We start from the raw sequence: 20,863 nt of genomic DNA, 5'->3' as shown, positions 1-20,863 counted from the left end.
CTAACTTCCGTGCGATTGTTAGGAACAACCATGGACCAGTCCTTCTCCGCCACGGCCCGAGACGCGTCCGGATCGGCCTTCGCCATCGTCGGCATATCCAGCCTCCCGACGGACTGGGTGCAGGTCTTCAAGGCCCTGGCGGGCACCGAGTTGACGCTCGACGCCCCTCCCGCAGGGGTGCCTGAGGCAGACGCCGGCTCGTCCCGCTCGCCGTCGGCGCGGGGCGGAGGGGGCGGCGAACCGGTCGGACTGCTCTCGGAAAGCATGACGCCGCCCAGCGTCCTCGGCCTCAACGCCTACCTGCTCTACGCCATCGGCAAGACCGCACGGCGCAGGCTCTCGGACAAACTCACCGCCAGGGGGCTGCGGTTGTGGCACCTGACGGTCATGGCGATGCTCAACGACCTGGGCCCTCAGATGAAGACCGGGCTCGCGAAGCGGCTCGACATGAATCAGAGCGACCTCAGGAAGATCGTGGACGACCTGATCAAGGCCGGCCACGCCGAGTCCTCCCGGGACCCCGGCAACCGTCGCCGCGTCATGGTCCGGCTCACGCCCGCCGGCAAGACGGCACTGGCCGAGTGCAATGCCGACATCGCCACGACGGACGAAGACTTCCTGGCACCCCTCGACGCCGAGGAGCGCGACCTGCTCGGCTCCCTGCTGCGGCGCGTGCACAGCCGATCCGGGTAGGCCCTCGCGGCGGCCGTCATGACCCTTCCCGCAGCGGTACGCCATTGGCGCGCAGCACATCGCGGACGTGGAGGATGAGCGGGAACACCTCGTGATTCCGGTCCTCACCCTGTTCGTCCCAGGCACGCTGCTCGGCCTCGACAGCCATCCTGTCCTCGGCGAACACCCGCTCGGTGAAGCGACGGATGAAGGGCCAGGCGACATGGATGAGGCCCGGCACCGGTGGCCGCGCGATCGTGAGGAGACCGTACGTGTGGTTCCTGCGCTGCTCGGCATCCTCGGGTACATAGGCGACCCAGAGGGAGAAGGCGGGCTGCTCGTCCTTCACCGGAGCGGCTTGCAGGGTCTGATACGGGTACTCGGTCCGTACCGTGATGACGTCGGGGGACGAGCTCCCCCCGAACCCCTCGGCCGACAGCAGGCCGGCGCCCCGGTCCTTCTTGCCGCCTCCGGGGACGAACAGGTAGCGGGCCTCGACGAAGTGCGGCCCCGTCTCGTAGCCGAGCAGCTCCGGCTTGATCCTGCCGAGAACGCCCCGGTGCAGGAACTGATGGTTCATGTCGAGGAGGTTCTCGTGCATGAAGGAGTAGTGGCAGCGCACGGTCCGCGAGAACGTCATGGTCCTGTGCGTCGGTGCCGCGAACTGCGGCAGGTCGGGCAGGGGCGTGGACTCCGCCCTCTCCGCGTCTCCGGGGAAGACGAACACGAACCCGTACCTCTCCCGGACCGGAAAGGCCCGCACGCCAGGAGGCGGCCGGTCGACGCCTTTGGGTAGATACGGGATCTGCGAGAGGCGACCGTTCCCCCGGTACGCCCACGCGTGGTAACAGCAGCGGAGCGTCTCGCCCTCCACGACGCCCATGCTCAGGGGCACCTGCCGGTGGGCGCAACGGTCCTCCAGCGCGAAGACCGTACCGCTCTCGGTCCGGTACAGCGCGATCCGCTCACCCGCGAACACGGCGGCGAAAGTCCTGCCGCGGGGGACGTCCTTGGACCGGGCCACGGGGTACCAGAAGTCCGGATGGATCCCGACCCGCCGCAGGTCCGTCCCCGAGGTGCTCTGAGGGTGCCGCTGTCCGGAGTGAGCCTCCGTCATCTGACCTCCACGGTCCGAAAGCCGGTGCCTGTACGCATGAGACGGATGCTCCGTATGAGATGTCGGGCCGCTGATTCTTCCGATAATGCAGCATTTCACCGCACATCAGACGCACGCGCGCCGGTCGAGGCGCTGTTCACCCGGACAGGCCGCGCCGGCCATACCGCTCCCCGAACGGCCCACGGCGTCGGAGACTGGTGGAGAGACGAGCGGAGGTCCGTGGGTGGCTGAGCGGGACGAGCGGATGAGATCGGTGGTGGAGCTCGCGCAGGAGCTGATCCGCCGATCGAGTCGCGGCGGGGTCGACGACTACGGTCCGGTTCTGGGCGTCCTGGAGGACTGGCTCACCACCAGGAAACTGCCGCACCGTCGCCTGCGCGACGCCGACGGGGTGGTGGTCGGGCTCCTGGTCGAGGTCTCCGGAGACCGGCCCGGGCCGTGGTGGACTCTCGACGCGTGTGTCGACACCGCCCCCTACGGCGACACCACACGCTGGTCGTTCCCCCCCACCTCCGGGCAGGAACGCGACGGTTGGCTGCTCGGCCGGGGCGCGGCGGATTCGAAGCTCGCCGCCGCCATGTTCTGCCACCTCGCCGCCCACCTCGTCCCCCGCGCCCAGGAGTTCGCCGGCGGCCTCGCCGTGCTCCTCGACGTCGACGAGCACACCGGGAACTTCGGCGGCGCCCGCGCCTACCTCGCCGACCCCCATGCGGCGCGCCCGGCCGGGGTGATCATCGGCTATCCCGGGATGGACGAGGTCGTCGTCGGCGGCCGCGGCCTGTGGCGGGCGACGATCGCCGTGCACGCGCCGTCCGGGCACTCGGGCTCCAGCCGCTCCGTCACCGGCGCGATCTCCCGGGCCGCCCGCCTGGTGCACCTGCTCGACACGGCGGAGCTCCCCGGCCCCGACGCCTCGGGCTTCCCGCTGGGACCGAAGCTGACCGTCACGGCCTTCCACGGCGGCGAGGGGTTCTCCGCCACCCCTGACCGGGTCGACATCAACGTCGATGTCCGTACGACCCCGTCCTTCGGAGCGCCCGACGCCGAGTCACTCGTCCGCAAGGCGGTCGCGGAGCTCGACGCCGAGCTGCCCGTCCCGACGCCGACCGCGATCGCGGAGGTGGCGGCCTGGCCGGCGTTCCGTCTCGACGAGGGCGAGCAGCCGGCTGCCGCACTCCTGTCCGCTGCGCGCGAGTCGGACCTCGACGTACGGGCGAAGACGGCGGGCCCGTCCAACATCGGCAACCTCCTCGCCGGTCACGGCATCCCTGCGACGGCCGGGTTCGGGGTCCCGTACGAAGGCCTGCACGGCATCGACGAGCGCGCGTCCCTGGCCGAACTCCCGACGGTCTACGCCGTCCACGAGCGAGCCGTCCTGCGGCTGTTGGGCCTCCGGTGACGGACGCTCCGTGGTTGCGTGCTCCACGAGAGACTCCAGCTCTGCGAGACCCGCCCGCTCCAGGGTCACTTGGGGCGACTCGGGCGGGTCGCCCCTCGTGTGCTGCCGTCAACTCCGCAGGTGGGAGGCTCCGTTGAGGTCCAGGATCGTGCCGGAGGACCATTCGGCGGCGGGGGAGGCGAGCCAGAGCACGGCCGCCGCGATCTCCTCGGCCGAACCCACCCGGCCGAAGGGGCTCTGTTCCAGGATCGCCTTGCCCTCGGGCCCCTCCAGGCGAGGTGCGACGCGCTCCGTGGCGAAGAATCCGGGCGCGACCGAGGCGACGCCGATGCCGTAGGGAGCGAGCGAGACGGCGAGCGACTGGCCCAGCGCGTGCACGGCGGCCTTCGTCGCCCCGTATGCCGGATGGTCGGGCTCGCCGCGGAAGGCGCCGCGGGAGCCGATGTTCACGATCCGGCCTCCCGCGCCCTGCTCGATCATGAGCCGGCCGGCGAGATGGCTCAGGTTCGCCGTGGCGAGCAGGTTCACCGCGACGTGTTGCTGCCAGACCGCCACCCATTCCTCGTACGGGGTCTCCGCCAGGGGGTGGCGGATGTTCACCGCCGCGTTGTTCACCAGGACGTCGATCCCGCCGAGCCCCTCCGCCGCCATGTCCACGACGGCGGCCGCCTCCGCCGGGTTCGAGAGGTCCCCGCCGACCAGTACATGACCCGTGCCGGTCAGCGACTCGAAGGTCGCGCGCGCCTCGTCGACGCGTGAGCCGAAGTGGACGGCGACCCGGTCGCCGTTGGTCGCGAACGCCTGGGCCACCGCGCGCCCGAGGCCACGCGACGCGCCACTGACGAGGACGCGCCTGCCTGTTGCGGGCAGAGTCATGAGGATTCCTTTCGAACGGCGATCAAGAGGAGACCGTAACGCCCCTTCCGCCCCGTCCTGAGCATCCGGCCGGAGCTCCCGTACGACGGTCACGACGCGGTTCGGCCGTCCGCGCGGGGCGTCGGTCCCGCTGCCGCAGGAGATGCGCGGGACGTGCGTGCCGGTGTCGATGTCGGAGGCGACGGAAACCGGCCGTCCGGCGGTTTCGGCGATCGCGGTTCGGAGGGTCGCGTGCGCGATAGAACGTCAGGTCACCGAGTCCGCCCCCGAGCGGCCGTGGGAAGGGTGGGCCTTCTGGGGCTGGAGTGACGGTCAGTTGCTGCGGGCCGTGATGTCGCCGTAGGAGGTGGTGGCGTGGAGGGAGAGGGGGGCGTCGGCGCCCTGGGTGTTGGTGAGGGTGTTCGTGATGCGGCCGTAGGCGGTGCCGGCGTCGAGGGTCGCGGAGGTGCCGCGGGTGGTGCCGACGGTGATGTCGCCGTGTTCGGTGCGCAGGGTGACGGTGCCGCGCTGGGCCTCGGCGATCTGGAGGGTGCCCTTCAGGGTGCTGATCTCGGCCGAGCCGCCGAGGCGTCCGACGGTGATGTCGCCGGCCTGCACGGTGAGGTGGGCACCGGCGGTCTCGTCGAGCTTGACGGTGGCCTGCGCGGCCTCGAAGGTGACGTCTCCGAGGCGCCCGACGCCACGCAGTTCCGCGAGGGCGGCCTTGGCCTCGACGCGGGAGCCGGCGGGCAGCTGGACGGTGATCTCGACGGAGCCGGAATCGCCGAAGAGCCGGTTCCTGGGGGCCGGGGCAGCGATCCGCAGGACGCCGTCGGTGAAGTCGACCTCGACCTGCTCGGCGGCCTTCGCATCGCGGCTCTTGGAGGCGTTGGCGGGCCGGACCTCGACCGTGGTGTTGTCGCGGTCGGCGGCGATGAGCCGGATGTGACCGGAGGGGATGTCGAGGAGGGCGGTGATCGCGGCGGTGGTGGCGAACTTCTGCATCGTTCTTCTCCCTACATCTGCGGCGGACTCTCTGGCGGCCCGTCGTTTCCGATAGAGGAAAAGCTACGTTGCGTTCGATGGCGTGGCAACTTCGATGCTGCGCGAATGGTCGATAAGTGCAGGTCAAAGGCAAGATTTCATTGCAATGGTTGCGGGTTTAATGCAACGTTCTGCGGTCAATCCATTGCAATGGGATGAAAGTGAACGCGATGGTCCGGTCCGGAAGAGCTTTCCCCTCCGAGAGAGCGGGCGGCCTCAGCGCGGTGCCGGTCGGACCGTTCGGCTCCAGACGCCCTTCCAGCGCTCCTCCCGAGCCAGGAGCACCGACCTCTCGGTGGCGGTCTTCTCCGCGCCGAGGCTCACCCCGCACCTGGCGCACAGGCGGTACAGAAAGTGCCCGGAGCTCCAACGAACCGCGCTTCCACTCCCGTCGCAGGCAGGGCAGGAGGGGGACTCCGATCCGGGCGGGACGACGGAACGCAGTACGCGCCCCACCACCTCCGGCAGGGGGTCGGTGGGGTGGAACTCGGGATCGGGGCAGTAGGCCAGGCTGCCTTGCTCTCCGCGCCCCTGGTCCCACCAGCTGCCGTCAGGCCGGGGGTGGCGAAGGCCGAGTGCCTTCTCCTGGCGGCGGCGTGCCACGAAGGCCGCCTCGCCCGCCAGCCACAGTCGGCGGGCCGCGTGGAGTTCCTCCACGGCGCGGACCAGTGAGGCCGGATCCTGCCCCAGATCGGCGGGAATGCGTGCGCTGCGGCACAGGTGGTGGTAGGTGGCGCGGAACCCGTAGGGGGCGAAGGCGACGACACACGTCCGGAACGCGGCATGACGAGCACGAACGGAAAGGCCCGCGTCGTGAACCCGTCGGCGATGCGTCTCGAAGCTGGCCACCCGCGCGAGCCTACGGGCCCGTCCACCAGCCCCGCACCCGACTTTCGGCGACACGCGGGCGCGCCGGCCTCCGGCCGACGATCCCACAGACTGCGGTCCATCAGTGTGATCCTGTTGAGCGGAAAGGCACGGCAGCGCATCCCTCGGCCAGGGTTCCCGCGAAGCATGCTCAGACGTTCGGAGACCGCCCACGGCCGGCACAGGCAGGAGGGTGGCCCGTACGTGTGAATCCGAGGAAACGGAATACTCCATGGTCACGCCTTCGGCATCATCAGACGTCCTCCGCTGCCTGGTCACCGGTGCCAGCGGTTACATCGGCGGCCGGCTCGTCCCCGAGCTGCTGAGCCAGGGACATCAGGTCCGCTGCCTCGCCCGGACGCCGTCCCACCTCGAAGACCTGCCCTGGGCCGAGCGGACGGAGGTCGTCCAGGGTGACGTCACCGATGCCGACAGCCTCAGGCCCGCGATGCGCGACATCGACGTCGCCTACTACCTCGTCCATTCCATGTCCTCGGCGGCGGACTTCGAGCGTGCCGACCGCCTCGCCGCCCGCATCTTCGCCGCCGAGGCCCGCGCTGCCGGCGTGAAGCGGATCGTGTACCTGGGCGGCCTCACCCCTCCGGACATCCCCGTGGAGCAGCTCTCCCCGCACCTGCGCTCACGGACCGAAGTCGGCCGCATCCTGCTGGACTCCGGCGTACCCACCACCGTGCTGCGCGCAGCGGTCGTCATCGGGTCGGGCTCGGCGTCCTTCGAGATGGTCCGCTACCTGACGGAACGCCTGCCGGTGATGGTCACCCCCAGCTGGGTCGGTACCCGGATCCAGCCCATCGCCGTGCGGGACGTACTGCGTTACCTGGCCGGCAGCGCACGGATGCCGGCCGATGTCAGCCGGACCTTCGACATCGGCGGCCCCGACCTCCTCACCTACCGGGAGATGATGGTCCGCTACGCGGCCGTCGCGCAGCTGCCCAGGAGGCTCATCCTCCCCGTCCCCATGCTCACCCCTCGCCTCTCCAGCCACTGGATCGGGCTGGTCACGCCCGTGCCCGCCTCCTTGGCCCGCCCGCTGGCGGAGTCCCTGCGCTACGAGGTCGTGTGTTCCGAGAACGACATCAAGCGGTACGTCCCCGATGAGCCGGGTTCGCCGATGGGCTTCGACGAGGCCCTGGAGCTCGCGCTGCGGCGCGTACGCGACGCTCAGGTCGACACCCGCTGGTCCTCGGCGTCCCTGCCCGGCGCGCCCAGCGACCCGCTGCCGACCGACCCCGACTGGGCCGGCGGCAGCCTGTACACCGACGCACGCTCCCGCACCGTCGATGCCGGCCCGGACGCGCTGTGGCGTGTCATCGAAGGTGTGGGGGGCGAGAACGGCTGGTACTCCTTCCCCCTGGCCTGGGCTGTGCGCGGATGGCTGGACCGCCTCGTGGGGGGCGTGGGCCTGCGTCGCGGCAGGCGTGACGCCGCACGGCTGAGGGTCGGTGACGCCCTGGACTTCTGGCGGGTCGAGGAGATCGAACGCGGGCGGTTGCTCCGTCTGAGGGCCGAGATGCGCCTGCCCGGTCTCGCGTGGCTGGAGATGATGGCGGATCGCGACGACGACGGGCGCACGCGCTACCGCCAGCGCGCACTGTTCCACCCCCGTGGCCTGGCCGGCCAGGTGTACTGGTGGAGCGTCGCGCCCTTCCACGCGGTGGTCTTCGGTGGGATGGCGAGGAACATCGCACGGACCGCCGAGAAGTCCGTCGAGAGCGGGCGCACGCGGTAGGACCGAGGCCGCGGCGCGCGCGGTAGGACCGAGCCGGCCGGGCCCCGTACGACAGGGGTCAGCCCGATGTCTCCATCACCCGGCGCAGCGCCTGGAAGCCACGGCGGATGTGGCTCTTCACGGTCCCGAGAGGGAGCCCCGTCTCCCGGGAGATCTGCACCTGCGTCATGTCGCCGTAGACGGACATGCCCACCAGACGTCGCTGCACGGGGGACAGGAACATCAGTTTCTGCAGCACCAGGACGCGGTTGAGGGCCGCCTCGCTCTCGTCGCCGCTGTGGCGCCGGACGGATTCCTCCTGTGACCGGGCGACAGCTCGTTCGGTGTCCGCCCGTCGGGTACGCGTGGCCAGAGTGTCGACGACGACATGGCGGGTGATGCCCACGATCCAGCCGGTGAGTGTGCCGCGCTCGCTCCGGTACCCCGAGCGTCCGCGCCACGCGGCGAGGAAGACCTGCTGCGTGACGTCCTCCGCGTCCTGGACGTTCCCGAGGGAACGCCAGGCCAGCGTGTACACCAAGGGACTCAGTTGCCTGTACGCCGCGGCGAGGGCGTCCTCGTCCCCCGCGGCGAAGCGGGCCGCGATCTCCTCCGGCGGCGGGCCCGTGCCCGATCCGGCGGACGAGCTCCTCTGTACTGCATGATCGGCGCTCGTAGGTGAGCTGTGCCGAGCGGCGTTCATGGCCGGCTCCTCAGTCGGATGGGCACCTACCAGCACGAACTTCCACCCCGGAGCCGTATCGAGACAACGTGCATCGAAGGTGCATTGAAAAGGCGCCTCGCCGGGTCACTGATTCCTGCCCCTCGTTCGGCCGATTCGGGCGCATCCGTTCAGCCCGCGGCCGCGGAAGACACTCCTAGCTCAGTGGTCGGCCGGCTGGGCTTGCCTCGTCGGCTCGGCGGCCGGTTTCCAGGAGTGCGTCATGAGTGTTTCCGTGGTCTTGTTCACTTCGGACCTTCGGGTGCATGATCATCCGCCTTTGCGGGCCGCCGTGGAGGGCGCGCACGAGGTCGTTCCGCTGTTCATCCGGGATCCCGCCGTCGACCGGGCGGGTTTCGCGGCCCCCAACAGACTGGCCTTTCTCGCGGACTGCCTCGCCGATCTGGACCGGGCCCTCCAGGACAGGGGCGGTCGGCTCGTGGTGCGCGGCGGCGACACGGTCGCCGAGGTGTGCGCGGTGGTCCGGCAGGCCCAGGCCGACGAGGTGCATGTCGCGGCAGGCTGCTCCGCCTTCGCCCAAGCACGGCAGGAGCGGCTCCGGCGCGCGCTGGAGGCGGACGGCTGCCGCTTCTACGTGCACGATGCGGTGATCACGGCCGTGCCGCCCGGCGACCTCACTCCGCAGGGCTCCGACCACTACGCCATGTTCACCCCCTTCTACCGGCGTTGGTGTGCGGAACCCCTGCGCAAGCCGTTCATGGCTCCCCGCGAGGTGAAGGTGCCGCACACCGTGCGTTCCGAGGACCTTCCCGCACGCTCCGCGGTGGAGGGAGTGTCCCCGGGGCTGGCTGCCGGAGGCGAGAGCGAGGGCCGGAGACGGCTGGCGTCCTGGCTGTCGCGGCACGGCGACTCCTACGGCGAAGGGCATGACGACCTCGCCGGCGACGCGACGTCGCGGCTCTCGCCCCATCTGCACTTCGGGGCGGTCTCGCCCGTCGAGGCGGTGCAGCGAGCGAGAGCGCGCGGGGGAGCGGGAGCCGAGGCGTTCATCCGGCAGCTGTGCTGGCGCGACTTCTTCCATCAGGTGCTGGCCGCCCGCCCCGAGGCGGCGACGGAGGAGTACCGCTCCCGGCGCGACGACTGGCGGCGGGACGAGGACGCGGAGGCCGATCTCCAGGCGTGGCGCGAGGGACGAACCGGGTACCCGATCGTGGACGCGGCCATGCGGCAGCTCGCCCATGAGGGATGGATGCACAACCGGGGGCGCCTCGTCACTGCCTCGTTCCTGACCAAGACCCTCTACATCGACTGGCGTGAGGGCGCCCGCCACTTCCTCAGTCTCCTGGTGGACGGCGATGTGGCGAACAACCAGCTGAACTGGCAGTGGATGGCGGGCACGGGCAACGACACGCGACCCAACCGCGTCCTGAACCCGGTGCGGCAGGGACTTCGCTACGACCCGGACGGCCGCTTCGTCCGCCGGTGGGTCCCGGAGCTCGACGGCCTGCAGGCGCCCGCCGTGCACGAGCCGTGGACGCTCACCGGCTTGGACCGCGCCCGGTACGACTATCCCGATCCGCTCATCGTGCTTGCGGACGGCTTGGCGCGTTTCCGTCAGGCCCGGGAAGCCGGCTGAGCGGTCGCGCGACGCCGCCGTACACGGCAGAGCGACCCCTGGGCGGTCTTTCGACGCGCAAACGATGCGAGTTGTGAGGCCTTGTCGGCCCGGAAGAACCTTGAGGGGCAGGGGCGGGGGAAGCGAAGCCACAGCGGCGTCGGCGTCGCCCCGCCTCGGTCGTCGAGAGACCCCGCGGGCCGAGGCCCGTGGAGGGAGGGGTGGAGACATGAACCGCCGCAACATCGCCGTGGTGGGGGCTGGAGTCGCCGGGCTGACGGCCGCCCACATTCTGGCCCGCGCGCACGACGTCACCCTGTACGAGGCCGACGAACGCCTCGGAGGCCATGCCCACACCCATGAACTGCCCCTGCGCGAGGGCGGCGTCGTCCGCGTCGACACGGGCTTCATCGTCCACAACGAACGGACCTACCCGCACCTCCTGAGACTCTTCCGTGAGCTGGGCGTGGCAACCCAGGACGCGGAGATGAGCATGTCCGTCCGCTGCGACGGCTGCGGACTGGAGTACGCCGGCGCCCGGGGCCCGGGAGGTCTCCTGGGCGGCGGGAACCTGCGGCGCGCATCCCCTCTGCGGATGCTCGCGGCCGTCCCACGATTTCACCGGGCCGCACGTCGCCTGCTGGAATCCGACGACAGGACGACGACGTTCGGCGACTTCCTCCGAAGGCACCGCTTCACGCCCTACTTCGTCGGCCACTTCGCGATTCCGCTGGTCTCGGCCGTATGGTCCTGCGCGCCGGACACCGCGCTCAGGTATCCCGCGGCGTACCTCTTCCAGTTCCTGCACCACCACGGACTGCTGGCCGTCACCGGGTCCCCGCAGTGGAAGACGGTCACCGGGGGCTCCGCCGCCTACGTCGAACGCGCGGCCAAGGGACTCACCGCCGTCCGGACGGCGACACCGGTCCGTACCGTCGTACGAGGCGCCGACCACGCGCGCGTCGTCACCGAGGACGGCGAGTCGACCACGCACTCCGCGGTCGTCCTGGCCCTCCACCCCGACCAGGCCCTGCGACTGCTCGCCGACCCGACCGGGCAGGAACGGCGCGTCCTCGGAGCGTTCACCTACTCCCGCAACCCGACGGTGCTGCATCGAGACACCTCCCTGCTGCCCCGACGCCTCCACGCGAGGGCCTCCTGGAACTACTGGCTTCCCTCCTGCACCGCCCGCCCCGGAGCGGTCCAGGTCAGCTACGACATGAACCGCCTGCAACGGCTGACCTGCGACGAGCCCCACATCGTGACGCTCAACCCCGGCGAACGGGTCGACGCATCCACGGTGCTGGCCCGGATGACCTACGAGCATCCCGTGTACACACCCGAATCCGTCGCCGCCCAGGGCATGCTCCCGGAGCTCAACACCCCGGTCACGGCCTACGCGGGCGCCTACCACGGCTGGGGTTTCCACGAGGACGGCTGCCGCTCCGGAGCCGAGGCGGCCCGGTCTCTCGGGGTGAACTGGTGACCAGCAAGCGGGCCGCGACCGCGACCGGACCGGACGTCATCACCCGCCCCGCCACGCCCGGAGAGGGCGGCACCCTCCCTCGCGTCCCCGCCCTCTACCTGAGCGAGGTCGTGCACACACGGGTCACCCCCGTGCGGTACGGGTTCCGGCATCGCACGTACTTCTGGCTGGTCGACATCGACGACCTGCCCGACCTCCCCCGCCTCCAGCGTCCCCTCGCCCGCTTCGACCCCCGCGACCACTTCGGCGGCACCGCACCCACCCTGCGCGCCGGCCTGGACCGCTTCCTCACGGCCAACGGTGTGCCCGACGCCGACGGCCCGGCGCTGATGCTCGGCCACGCGCGGGTCCTGGGCCACGTCTTCAACCCACTCACCCTGTACTGGTGCCACAACAGCGCCGGTCGCCTCGTCTGCGTCGTCGCGGAGGTGCACAACACCTACGGTCAACGCCACTGCTACCTCCTGCGGCCCGACCCGCAGGGCCGTGACGAGATCCCCAAGGACTTCTTCGTCTCGCCGTTCCTCGACGTCGAGGGCTCCTACCGCATGCGTCTCCCGCTGCCCGGCGACCGTCTGGACCTCACCGTCCAGCTCCGCCAGGCGCGAGGATCCCGCCCCCTGACCGCCACCGTCCGGGGCACCCGCCGTCCGGCAGGGACGCGGACGCTCCTCGCCGCGGCATCGCGTCACCCGTGGTCGACCGCCGCGGTCTCGCTCGGAATACGCCTCCACGGAATCCGCCTCTACCTCAAGGGACTGCCGGTCCGCCCCCGGCCCACCCCTCCCACTCAAGAAGGAATGCTGTGACTCTCCTGCCGCCCGCGGTCGTCCCACCCGACGGCGCCACCCGCCTCTATCCGGTCGACGCCGAACGATGGCCGGACGTCGCCCGACGTCCCCGCGCCTCCGCCCCGCGCACGGCCGTCGCGCGCACCGTCGTGGAGCGCGCCCTCACCCGGCTGCCGGTCCGGATCGTCACGCCGTACAACGCCCGAGCCGCGACAGAGGAGGCGCAGGGCCCGGGGACCGCGCCGACGCTGACACTCCACGACCCCCAGGCCTTCTACCGAAGGATCGGCGCGGACGGCCTCATCGGCTTCGGCGAGTCCTACATGGCCGACGAGTGGGACAGCGAGGACCTCGTCGCACTGCTCACGGTCCTCGCGCGGCACGTCGACGACCTGGTCCCGGCGCCGCTGCGCCGTCTGCGGGGCGCGTGGGTGCACCGCAGACCCCGGCACGACCGCAACTCGCTCGACGGAGCACGCCAGAACATCCGCCGCCACTACGACCTCTCCAACGACTTCTTCGCGCTCTTCCTCGACCCCAGCCTCACCTACTCGTCCGCCGTCTTCGACGCCCTGCCGGCGAGCGGCGCGAGCCTCACCGCCGCCCAGCACCGCAAGATCGACCAGCTCCTCGACCTGGCCCGGGTCGGTCCGGGAACCCAGCTCCTGGAGATCGGCACAGGCTGGGGCGAACTCGCCCTGCGCGCCGCCGCCCGCGGGGCCCGCGTCCGCACCGTCACCCTCTCCGCGGAGCAGCAGAAGTCGGCGGCGGAGCGGATCCGGGCCGCCGGATGCGCCGACCGCGTCGACGTCGAACTGCGCGACTACCGCCAGATCACCGGCCGCTACGACGCCGTGGTGAGCGTGGAGATGATCGAGGCGGTCGGCGCCGAGTACTGGCCCGCCTACTTCGCCGCCCTGCGACGGCTCCTGGCTCCCGGCGGCCGCGCCGTACTCCAGGCCATCACCATGCCGCACGACAGGATGCTCGCCACATCCCGCACCCACACCTGGATCAGCAAGTACGTCTTCCCCGGCGGACTCGTCCCCTCCCCGGAAGCCATCGGCCGGCACAGCGCGGAGGCCGGACTCCGCATCGTCCACGACCAGGGATACGGCCGGCACTACGCCGAGACGCTCCGGCTCTGGCGCGAGAAGTTCCTGGAGGAGGGCGAGGCCGTCGAGGCACTCGGCTTCGACCGCGTCTTCCGCCGGATGTGGGAGCTCTACCTCGCCTATTCGGAGGCCGGATTCCGGGCCCAGTACCTTGACGTCCGCCAACTCGTGCTCACCGAGGACGGCCGGCAGGAGACGGAGAGATGACTCTGAACCCGGTACGGGGAAAGGCGAGCGCGTGACGGTCATCGACACGCACGCCCTCGCGCTCGTCCTGACCGCCTCGGCCGGCACGGCGATGACGGTCATGCTGATCGCCTTCGCCATCGGCCGTGCCAAAGGCCTGCACCGGATCGTCGACATCGCGTGGGGCATCGCCTTCGCCGCCGTCGCCTCGGTCTCCTGGCTCCTCTCCGACGGATACGGTGACGACGGCCGCAGGGCCGCCGTCGCGCTCGCCACGCTCGTGTGGGGGACGAGGCTCTCCGTCCACATCGCACGGCGGAGTCGTGGCCACGGAGAGGACCCGAGGTACGCGCGGATGCTCGCCCGAGCCACCGGCAATCGCAGCCTCTACGCCCTGCGCAAGGTCTACCTCCTCCAAGGCGCCCTCGTCTGGCTCGTCTCCCTGCCCGTCCAGGTGGCCCCCCTCCTGCCGGAGCCCCTCGACGCGACGGCGGCCGTCGGGCTCGCGCTGTGGGCGGCCGGGGTGTTCTTCGAAGCGACGGGAGACCATCAGCTCGCCCGATTCAAGGCCGACCCCGCGCACAAGGGCCGCATCATGGACCAGGGACTGTGGAGCTGGACCCGCCACCCCAACTACTTCGGCGACTTCCTCGTCTGGTGGGGCCTGTACCTCACCGCGTGCGCCACCTGGCAGACCGCCGCGCTCACGGTGATCTCCCCCGTGGTGATGAGCGGCCTGCTCATCTTCGGAAGCGGCAAGAGACTGCTGGAGAACCACATGGCACAACGCCCCGGTTACGCCGCCTACCGCGCACGAACGAGCGGCTTCTTCCCGCGTCCCCCACGCAGACCCGCCGGCGCGCCGCAGCCCCGGAACTGATGCCGGGGAGCGCGGCGTTCACACCTCGGTGGCGTGGACGGGGTCCCGGTAGACGGTGGAGATCACGTCGAGCGCCTCGCGCAGCCCTCCGGGCCGCAACAGACCGTCGCCGGGCGGCGGGCCCGCCCACCCGGGGCCCGCCAAGAGGACGAGCGGTGCCGTCCGGGCACCTCTCAGCCCGAACGACGTACCGGCCACGTGCCGGGCCAGCGCGTGACTCGCCGTCGAGCGCGCCTGGGACCACAGCACGACCACGGCAGGACCGGAGCGGCGCACCGCGGCATCGAGGGCTTCGGCGGGAACCGCGCCGCCGAACATCCGTACAGGCAGGCCTCGTTCGGCCAGTCCCGCGGCAAGCGCCTCCAGAGGCAGCGTGTGGGCCTCCGACGGCACGCACGCCAGTACGACGGGAGGCCTCTTCGCCGTCGAGGCCTTCGCGACCGCCGCCCGCCGCAGGGCGGTCGACACCTGCCACGAAAGGAGGTGCTCGACCTCGACGTACCGGTCGTCCGAGGACTCCCACTTGCGCCCCACGGCATGGAGGGTCGGCACCATGACCTCCTCCCAGGCCGCGACCAACCCGTGCTCATCGATGACCTGCTGCAACAGGGCCTCCATGGAGGGGGCGTCGAGCCGAACCGCCGCACGGGCCAGACCCCGGCACTCCTGCCGGACATCACCGAGGGGCAACCCGTTGCCCGAGCCCGGCTCACGCCCCTCACCCTGCGACACCTCATCCGCCTCGGCGACGGAAGGGGCTGGTGTCTCCTCGCGGAGCGCGTCGGGCTGCTGTCCGAGCACCACCCGCGCGGCCTCACCGGGAGGCACTCCGGTCGCCGTCAGACGACACATCTCCTCGAGCAGCGCGATGTCCTGCGGCATCCACCGCCTGTGCCGGCCGCTCGCGCGCACCGCGGGGCCGATCCCGTACCGCTGCTCCCAGGAACGGACCGTGGTCGGAGACACGCCCAGGCGCCGGGCGACGGCGCCGGTGGTGACCCCGTGGGTCGCTTCGGACATACCCTCACTCTACGACGCACGAACGCTGCGAGCGGGCTGGGACGTCGGCACGCGGACCCGGTCACGGTCGCGTCCGCTCCCCGCGCTCACCCGCTTCCCTCGACCGAGCGGGCCGTCCAGCCCGGCATCGAGGAACCGCCCGGGAGGTGTCCGGTGAGCCGGAACGGCTCCGACGCGTCGGTGCCCACGGCGAGGACCTGTCCCCGCACGCCGGCCTTGACCGCCCCCTCCGCGCCGATGCCCAGGACGCGCCGACTGCCCGCGGCCAGGAGGTACCGCTTCCCGGTGGGCGCCGACCAGTACGTCCCGGCGAGGACGTCCTGACCGAAGCGTCCGCAGGCGGCGGTGGCCCGCACCGTCGTGACGGGGACGGCGCGGCCGGGCACCTCCACGGTGACGTCCGCCCGGCCCGTCCCCTCCCAGGTGTCGGCCCGGGAGCAGATCCACAGCGCGCGTCCCGCGTGTTCGGGAAGCGTCTGGGCGGCGAACTCCCACCTGTTGACCGAGCGGACTCCGCTGTCACGCAGGAGCGGGAGCGAGCACGCCGAGTGCGACCAGGCGGCCAGTCCCAGCGGCCCCGTGGCTTCGTGCGGGCGGCGTGCCGGGCTTCCGGGAGAGGGGAGGGGCGTCCAGGTCAGGTGGGCCGGGCTGAGTCCGCCCAGATCGACGAGGAGGAAGGCGTGGTCCTCGACGATGCGCGTCGACGAGCGCAACTGCAGCGCGGTCACGCCGGGGCAGCCCCCCGGGCCGGACCGCGACCCGGGGTCCGTCACGGGCTCGGTGGCTCCGTCGGCCGTGACGCGTAGGGGCCGCGCGGCGGCACCGGGCTTCCCGAGGTCGCGCACCCCCGCCTCCGTGATCCACGGGGCGAGGAGGTACCGCGTCCGGCCCCCGGCCCGCGCGAGGACCACGGCGGCCGCGGTCGTGACATCACTGTCGTCGGCCCGCGTCTCCACGAGCGAGGTACGGGGGAGACCGGCGCCCGACTCGGTGTAGCGGACGAGCGTCCGGCCCGTGTGCAGCAGGACGACGTTCCGTCCGTCGACGGCGCCCGCGTACAGCAGCGAAGGCGGTTCGGACACGGCCGCACCGGGTGAATCGCCCTTCCACGCGGCGGACGCTCTCCGGAGCAAGTCCTCGTCGGTGGCCCGGTCGCCTCGGGCCGGCCAGGCCGTGAAGTCGACCCGCGAGGTGTCGGCCCACCGCTCGGCCGGGACACGTACCGGCACGACGTCCTCGGGTGCGGCGGACACCACCGGCCGCGGGGGAGGCTCGGGCTCCCTGCCCAGGGCTACGGCGGTCCCGGCGAGCAGCACCAGGACGCCGGTGAGAGCGGCGAGCCGGACGCGCCTGCGACGGCCCAGGAGATCGGTGGGCCGCAGATGGACCGTGCAGGGATCGAACTCCGGCCCCCGCAGCAACTCGGCGGCGTCGGGCGGGCAGTTCGCGCGCAGCCGCGCCGCGCTGTCCACGGCCTGCCCGGGAGCGGCGACGCCGGCCGCGTGAAGCAGGGCGATGACGGACGAGGGAGCGAGACCCTCGAGTGCCGTCAGGGCGAGGGCGGCTCGGGTCGCGGGCTCCGCCGCGGCGAGCGCGCGGTCGAGGGCGAGTTCGTCCGTACCCCCGGCCCGGGGAAAGACGCGCAGGCCGAGCGCCTTGGGCAGGGCCACCCCCGTCGACACCGTGAGAGGCGGCCGCAGGGCCCCGCGGACGACACGGGCGCGGAGCCAGTCGTGGGCGGAAGGCTCAGGCGCCTCGGCCGTACGGGGCGGGGGGACGGCAGGGGCGGCACCGCCGCTGTCCGTACCGGCGCGGGCTCCTCGGCTCCTGGCGAGGCTGCGCTGCACCAGAGCGTGGGCCGCCAGCACCCGGCGATGGCGGCCGAGTGCCGGGGACAGGATGAGATGGGCCAGCCGGACGAGCGCGGGGTAGTGCTCGACCAGTGCCGCCTCGGCCGCGTCCCGGGAAGGCGACCGCGGGGCGGGTATGGAGGCGGGGCGGTCGGGAGCGCCGTTCGTCTGAGGGATACGCATACTGAGGAAACGACCCTGCGTGGACGACGTCACCCCGGATCTCTGACCGAGCCCGGCCCGCGCAGCCACGAGTCGAGCGCCGCGTAGTCGTCGTCGGTGAGGCCGACGCGGGCATCGACCCGGTGGAGCAGGGCGCGCCCCGGATGGTGGGCAGCGACCCAGGCCCGATCAGTATCGGTGACCTCGTCATCGACCCAGACGAAGGGGCGCCCCGCCGCCCGTGCCACGAGGGTACGGGTCTTCCAGTGCAGCCCGTCGCGTGCGTCCCGCTCATCGGCCTCCGACGGTTCCGGCCAGACCACCACGTCCAGCTGCGGCAGACCGATCAGCGGAGCGATGCACGCATTGGCCTCATCCATCCATGTCGTGGCCCAGACGACTTCGCACGCGAGCGCGGCCAGCTTCGCCCCGTGCTCCGGATCGATCCTGGCCAGGAGCGGATTCGCCCCGGCCTCACACAGATCGAGACCTGTCTCGTAGGTCCGATACCGCTGCGGCTCCCCACCGAACGGGATCAGCGGTCCATCGACATCGAGAAACAGCAGCGGAAGCAGCGGAAGCCGCACAGAGCCAGTCACAGCGGCTCAGGTTAGCGGCGGACACCGCGATCGCCTGCCCCGCTGAGCCGCTCCATCCAGTGCGCGGACCTGCCGTGCCGTCACGACACATAAGACGCGAGGCCTTTGCGTCGGTGTGAGTGCGGATGGGAAGGCCGTTGCCCGCCGTTGAGCCCCCGTGAGAGCATCATGGTCAACAGTCCGATTTCGAGCAATCCAGCCGCAATACGCCCGAAATCCATCAAGGTCCGCGAAGGGCAGGTGCCGTTTGATGAAAGCAGCAGAGCCGACCGAAGCCTGCATCGAGGACGCGAGCAATATCTTGGTCGCGCCTTCGACTTCGCAGCACCATCACGCGATCAGGGGCTTCTTCGGTTCCGTCATCACGCCCGAGGACCTTGCTTCCGGTGCGCCCGACCTCGCGCAGAAGACCGTCTACCTGTGTGGCGACATATCCAGGATCAAGGGCCGTCAACTGGATTCCGCTGCAAGGGTGTTCGTCATCCGCGAGCTCTCGCATGGCTACAGCGAGGGCGACGGCGCCCCTTGGACTCTCGTCGACGTCGGCCGAGTTCCCCTCCGCGTACACGGCGCCGGCGTGTACTACCGCCGCTTCTTCGCACTCGACGCCGATCACTTCGGACGGATCCGTGCGGAGCACGCCTTCCAGTCCCTGACGGAGTCCACCAAGCCCGGAACCGCCCATCGCAGCGGAATCTATCTGACGCCCGTCACGCAAGACGGTGACGAACTGCACTTCCGCCTGCTCCGGTGCTCGACGAATCTCTCGGGGCCGACCGAGAGCTTTCGCCCGACCGACACCGGCATCGTCGAGGCTCTGAACCGCGAGGCAGCCACCGTCTTCCGGCACCAGGCACCGCTCAATCACGTCCTCGCCCAGATCTACCACAACACCCGTGCCACGGCGGAGCGCAAGCAGTCCAAGGCCAAGATCTCGGCCCATGCCGACAAGACCAAGGACATGCCCGTCAACGGCATCATGGCCTTCTGCACCTTCTACGACGGGCTCGACAAGCTCCAGCCCCGGGCCGAAGACGCCTTCGACTACGGCGTGAAGGGCGCCAGCGCGCTGACCACACTCCGCTTTCGCCTCAAGGAGCCGATCGAAGAGCACGACGGCGTCGAGCTCCCCTCACAGTTCACGCTGACTCTCTATCCCGGCTCCGTCTTCTTCATGCCGCTGTCCACCAACCGCCTGTACACCCACGAGATCCGGCCCTCGACGCTGGACGCCGCGTCGCTCCCGACCCGCCTCGGGTACGTCGTGCGCTGTTCGAACGCCGAAGCGGTGCACAAGAACGGCCACACGTTCCTCAAAGTGGCCGAAGAGCTGGTGGAGCTGGAGCCGCCCACACCGGCCGGCATGGACGAGCTGCGCAGGCTGTACGCCGAGGAGAACAGGACCTCGTCCTTCATCGACTACGGCGAAGAGGTCCTCTTCAGCATGAACACGGGAGACTACGTTGCCCCTCGGGTCTAGGATCTCGGACGAGATCCTCTCGTGCACGCTGCCGACCGACGAGGACCTCTTTGCGGAGCTGTCCGCATCGGCCCTTCTGGAAGACGTCGGGAAGGGCCGGCGAGGCGCCGTGCTGACCAGGATCGACGAGGCGGGTGGTGTGCCCCTCGTCCGTACGACCACCCGATACGACAGTCCGCCGCAGCGTTTCCGGGCCGTACACGAACGGCTGGCGCAACGGATTCAAGAACGTGCGGCGCTCTCGGTCGGATTCAACAACGCTCTCATCGAGAGCTACACGAACGCCTACACCACCATGGGAAGTCATTCCGACCAGGCCCTCGATCTGGCCGACGAGTCGTTCATCGCCGTCTTCTCCTGTTACCAGCACCCCGAAGCGGGCCCGCCGAGGAAGCTGGTCTTCGAATCGAAGGAGGGCGAGGGCGAGAGGTTCGAGATCCCCCTCGCCCACAACAGTGTCGTCGCGTTCTCGGTCGGCTCGAATCGGCGACTCAAGCACAAGATCGTGCTGGACAGACCTGTCCAGGCGGCAGACAACCAGTGGCTGGGTGTCACCCTTCGGACATCAAAGACCTTGGTCCGGTTCCGTGACGGCCATGCGTATCTCCCGCAGGGCGTGCGCCTCACGTCGGCCGACGATGAGCAGAGGCGAGAGTTCTACCGACTGCGACGCCGCGAGAACAATGAAACGGACTTCAGCTACCCCCTGCTGGCGTACACCGTCAGCGAGAGCGATCTGATGCCGCCCGTCTGACCAAGAGGGCTTGCGAACAGCCCTCTTGGTTCACTTCTTCTTCGCCGCGTCTTTCTTCCTTCCCGAAGGGGTCTCGCCCGAAGCCTTCTTCGCGGCTGCCTTCTTCGCGGTGGCCTTCTTGGCCGTGGCTGCCTTCGGTGTGGTCTTCTTCGCCGGGGCGGCTTTCTTCGCCGTCGTCTTCTTTGCCGGAGCGGACTTCTTCGTCGGCGCGGTCTTCTTCGCCGCGGTGGTCGATGTCGCCGAGGCCGACTTCTTCGCCCCGGCCGGCTTCTTCGCGCCGTCCTTCTTCTTCCCGGCCTTCTTCGCTGCGGCCGGCTTGCTCTCCACGGGGGGAGAGCCGACGCTCACCGCACTGTCGACGATTGCTTCGAGAACCGCGTCCAGCGCTTCCTCTGCCTGCCTCCGACTGCCGAGCCGCTCGGCCACCGCGGTGACGAGGGCAGACCGACCCTCGAAGCTGACGCCCGTCCAAGGCCCGACGTCGCCCGTCGCATTCGGCCCCGTCCAGGGAGGGACATCCGTGGGGTCCTGCTTCCGGTCCTTGCTCATCGCCATTCGTC

18 protein-coding genes are annotated in these 20,863 nt (G+C 70.7%); 10 read left to right on the top strand and 8 right to left on the bottom strand.

Translation table 11 applies throughout. The features are described 5' to 3' along the window. The first annotated feature begins 30 nt into the window (after positions 1-30). Entirely contained in the window at positions 31-693 is a 663-nt protein-coding gene (locus tag IE237_RS28675; RefSeq protein ID WP_189805019.1) for a MarR family winged helix-turn-helix transcriptional regulator, read from the top strand. A 16-nt stretch (positions 694-709) separates the two neighbouring features. Here the strand turns inward: IE237_RS28675 and IE237_RS28670 are convergent, their stop codons facing one another. Beyond that, on the bottom strand, positions 710-1,789 hold the full coding sequence (locus tag IE237_RS28670) for a Rieske 2Fe-2S domain-containing protein (protein WP_189805018.1): 1,080 nt from the start codon (positions 1,787-1,789) through the stop codon (positions 710-712). A 244-nt stretch (positions 1,790-2,033) separates the two neighbouring features. Between IE237_RS28670 and IE237_RS28665 the strand changes: the two genes are divergently transcribed. After that, entirely contained in the window at positions 2,034-3,188 is a 1,155-nt protein-coding gene (locus IE237_RS28665; protein WP_189805159.1) for a M20 family metallopeptidase, read from the top strand. 108 nt (positions 3,189-3,296) lie between these two features. On the opposite strand, the gene IE237_RS28660 is transcribed toward IE237_RS28665, so the two are convergent. Together IE237_RS28660 and IE237_RS28655 are read right to left on the bottom strand one after the other, a co-directional pair. After that, entirely contained in the window at positions 3,297-4,064 is a 768-nt protein-coding gene (locus tag IE237_RS28660) for an SDR family NAD(P)-dependent oxidoreductase (protein ID WP_189805017.1), read from the bottom strand. 312 nt (positions 4,065-4,376) lie between these two features. Next, positions 4,377-5,048 carry a DUF4097 family beta strand repeat-containing protein gene (locus tag IE237_RS28655; RefSeq protein ID WP_189805016.1) on the bottom strand — a complete coding sequence of 224 codons (672 nt, stop codon included), beginning with the start codon at positions 5,046-5,048 and terminating at the stop codon, positions 4,377-4,379. Between the two features lie 1,138 nt (positions 5,049-6,186). Between IE237_RS28655 and IE237_RS28650 the strand changes: the two genes are divergently transcribed. Beyond that, positions 6,187-7,704, top strand: coding sequence for an SDR family oxidoreductase (locus IE237_RS28650; RefSeq protein WP_189805015.1), 1,518 nt, complete (start codon positions 6,187-6,189; stop codon positions 7,702-7,704). A gap of 58 nt (positions 7,705-7,762) precedes the next feature. Here the strand turns inward: IE237_RS28650 and IE237_RS28645 are convergent, their stop codons facing one another. Continuing rightward, positions 7,763-8,386, bottom strand: coding sequence for an RNA polymerase sigma factor (locus IE237_RS28645; protein ID WP_189805014.1), 624 nt, complete (start codon positions 8,384-8,386; stop codon positions 7,763-7,765). Positions 8,387-8,627: 241 nt separating this feature from the next. On the opposite strand from IE237_RS28645, the gene IE237_RS28640 reads away from it, so the two are divergent. From IE237_RS28640 to IE237_RS28620, 5 genes are all read left to right on the top strand, one after another. Then, positions 8,628-10,001, top strand: coding sequence for a cryptochrome/photolyase family protein (locus IE237_RS28640; protein WP_189805013.1), 1,374 nt, complete (start codon positions 8,628-8,630; stop codon positions 9,999-10,001). 208 nt (positions 10,002-10,209) lie between these two features. Next, on the top strand, positions 10,210-11,466 hold the full coding sequence (locus IE237_RS28635; protein ID WP_189805012.1) for an NAD(P)/FAD-dependent oxidoreductase: 1,257 nt from the start codon (positions 10,210-10,212) through the stop codon (positions 11,464-11,466). A gap of 38 nt (positions 11,467-11,504) precedes the next feature. Continuing rightward, positions 11,505-12,275: a DUF1365 domain-containing protein gene (locus IE237_RS28630; RefSeq protein WP_370468312.1), complete on the top strand. Its 771-nt coding sequence runs from the start codon at positions 11,505-11,507 to the stop codon at positions 12,273-12,275. Further along, positions 12,272-13,579 carry an SAM-dependent methyltransferase gene (locus IE237_RS28625; protein WP_370468303.1) on the top strand — a complete coding sequence of 436 codons (1,308 nt, stop codon included), beginning with the start codon at positions 12,272-12,274 and terminating at the stop codon, positions 13,577-13,579. The genes IE237_RS28630 and IE237_RS28625 overlap by 4 nt, the downstream gene beginning before the upstream one ends. A 91-nt stretch (positions 13,580-13,670) precedes the next feature. Further along, positions 13,671-14,438 (top strand): DUF1295 domain-containing protein, encoded by a 768-nt coding sequence (locus IE237_RS28620; RefSeq protein ID WP_189805157.1) that lies wholly within the window; start codon positions 13,671-13,673, stop codon positions 14,436-14,438. Positions 14,439-14,456: 18 nt separating this feature from the next. Here the strand turns inward: IE237_RS28620 and IE237_RS28615 are convergent, their stop codons facing one another. From IE237_RS28615 to IE237_RS28605, 3 genes are all read right to left on the bottom strand, one after another. Beyond that, positions 14,457-15,458 (bottom strand): MerR family transcriptional regulator, encoded by a 1,002-nt coding sequence (locus tag IE237_RS28615; protein WP_189805010.1) that lies wholly within the window; start codon positions 15,456-15,458, stop codon positions 14,457-14,459. Between the two features lie 86 nt (positions 15,459-15,544). Further along, on the bottom strand, positions 15,545-17,491 hold the full coding sequence (locus IE237_RS28610; protein WP_189805009.1) for a hypothetical protein: 1,947 nt from the start codon (positions 17,489-17,491) through the stop codon (positions 15,545-15,547). A gap of 29 nt (positions 17,492-17,520) precedes the next feature. Next, complete coding sequence (locus IE237_RS28605; RefSeq protein WP_189805008.1) at positions 17,521-18,069, bottom strand: HAD domain-containing protein; 549 nt, start codon at positions 18,067-18,069, stop codon at positions 17,521-17,523. Between the two features lie 250 nt (positions 18,070-18,319). Here IE237_RS28605 and IE237_RS28600 point away from each other — a divergent pair, with 250 nt between their 5' ends. Further along, complete coding sequence (locus IE237_RS28600; RefSeq protein ID WP_189805007.1) at positions 18,320-19,549, top strand: hypothetical protein; 1,230 nt, start codon at positions 18,320-18,322, stop codon at positions 19,547-19,549. Beyond that, positions 19,533-20,303 carry an alpha-ketoglutarate-dependent dioxygenase AlkB gene (locus tag IE237_RS28595; RefSeq protein ID WP_189805006.1) on the top strand — a complete coding sequence of 257 codons (771 nt, stop codon included), beginning with the start codon at positions 19,533-19,535 and terminating at the stop codon, positions 20,301-20,303. The genes IE237_RS28600 and IE237_RS28595 overlap by 17 nt, the downstream gene beginning before the upstream one ends. Positions 20,304-20,333: 30 nt before the next feature. On the opposite strand, the gene IE237_RS28590 is transcribed toward IE237_RS28595, so the two are convergent. Beyond that, positions 20,334-20,858, bottom strand: coding sequence for a hypothetical protein (locus IE237_RS28590; RefSeq protein WP_308433122.1), 525 nt, complete (start codon positions 20,856-20,858; stop codon positions 20,334-20,336). Positions 20,859-20,863: the final 5 nt, after the last annotated feature.

The sequence above is a fragment of the Streptomyces tanashiensis genome, assembly GCF_014648895.1.
Lineage (GTDB): Bacteria > Actinomycetota > Actinomycetes > Streptomycetales > Streptomycetaceae > Streptomyces > Streptomyces tanashiensis.
This window is presented reverse-complemented; position numbering and strand designations above follow the sequence as displayed.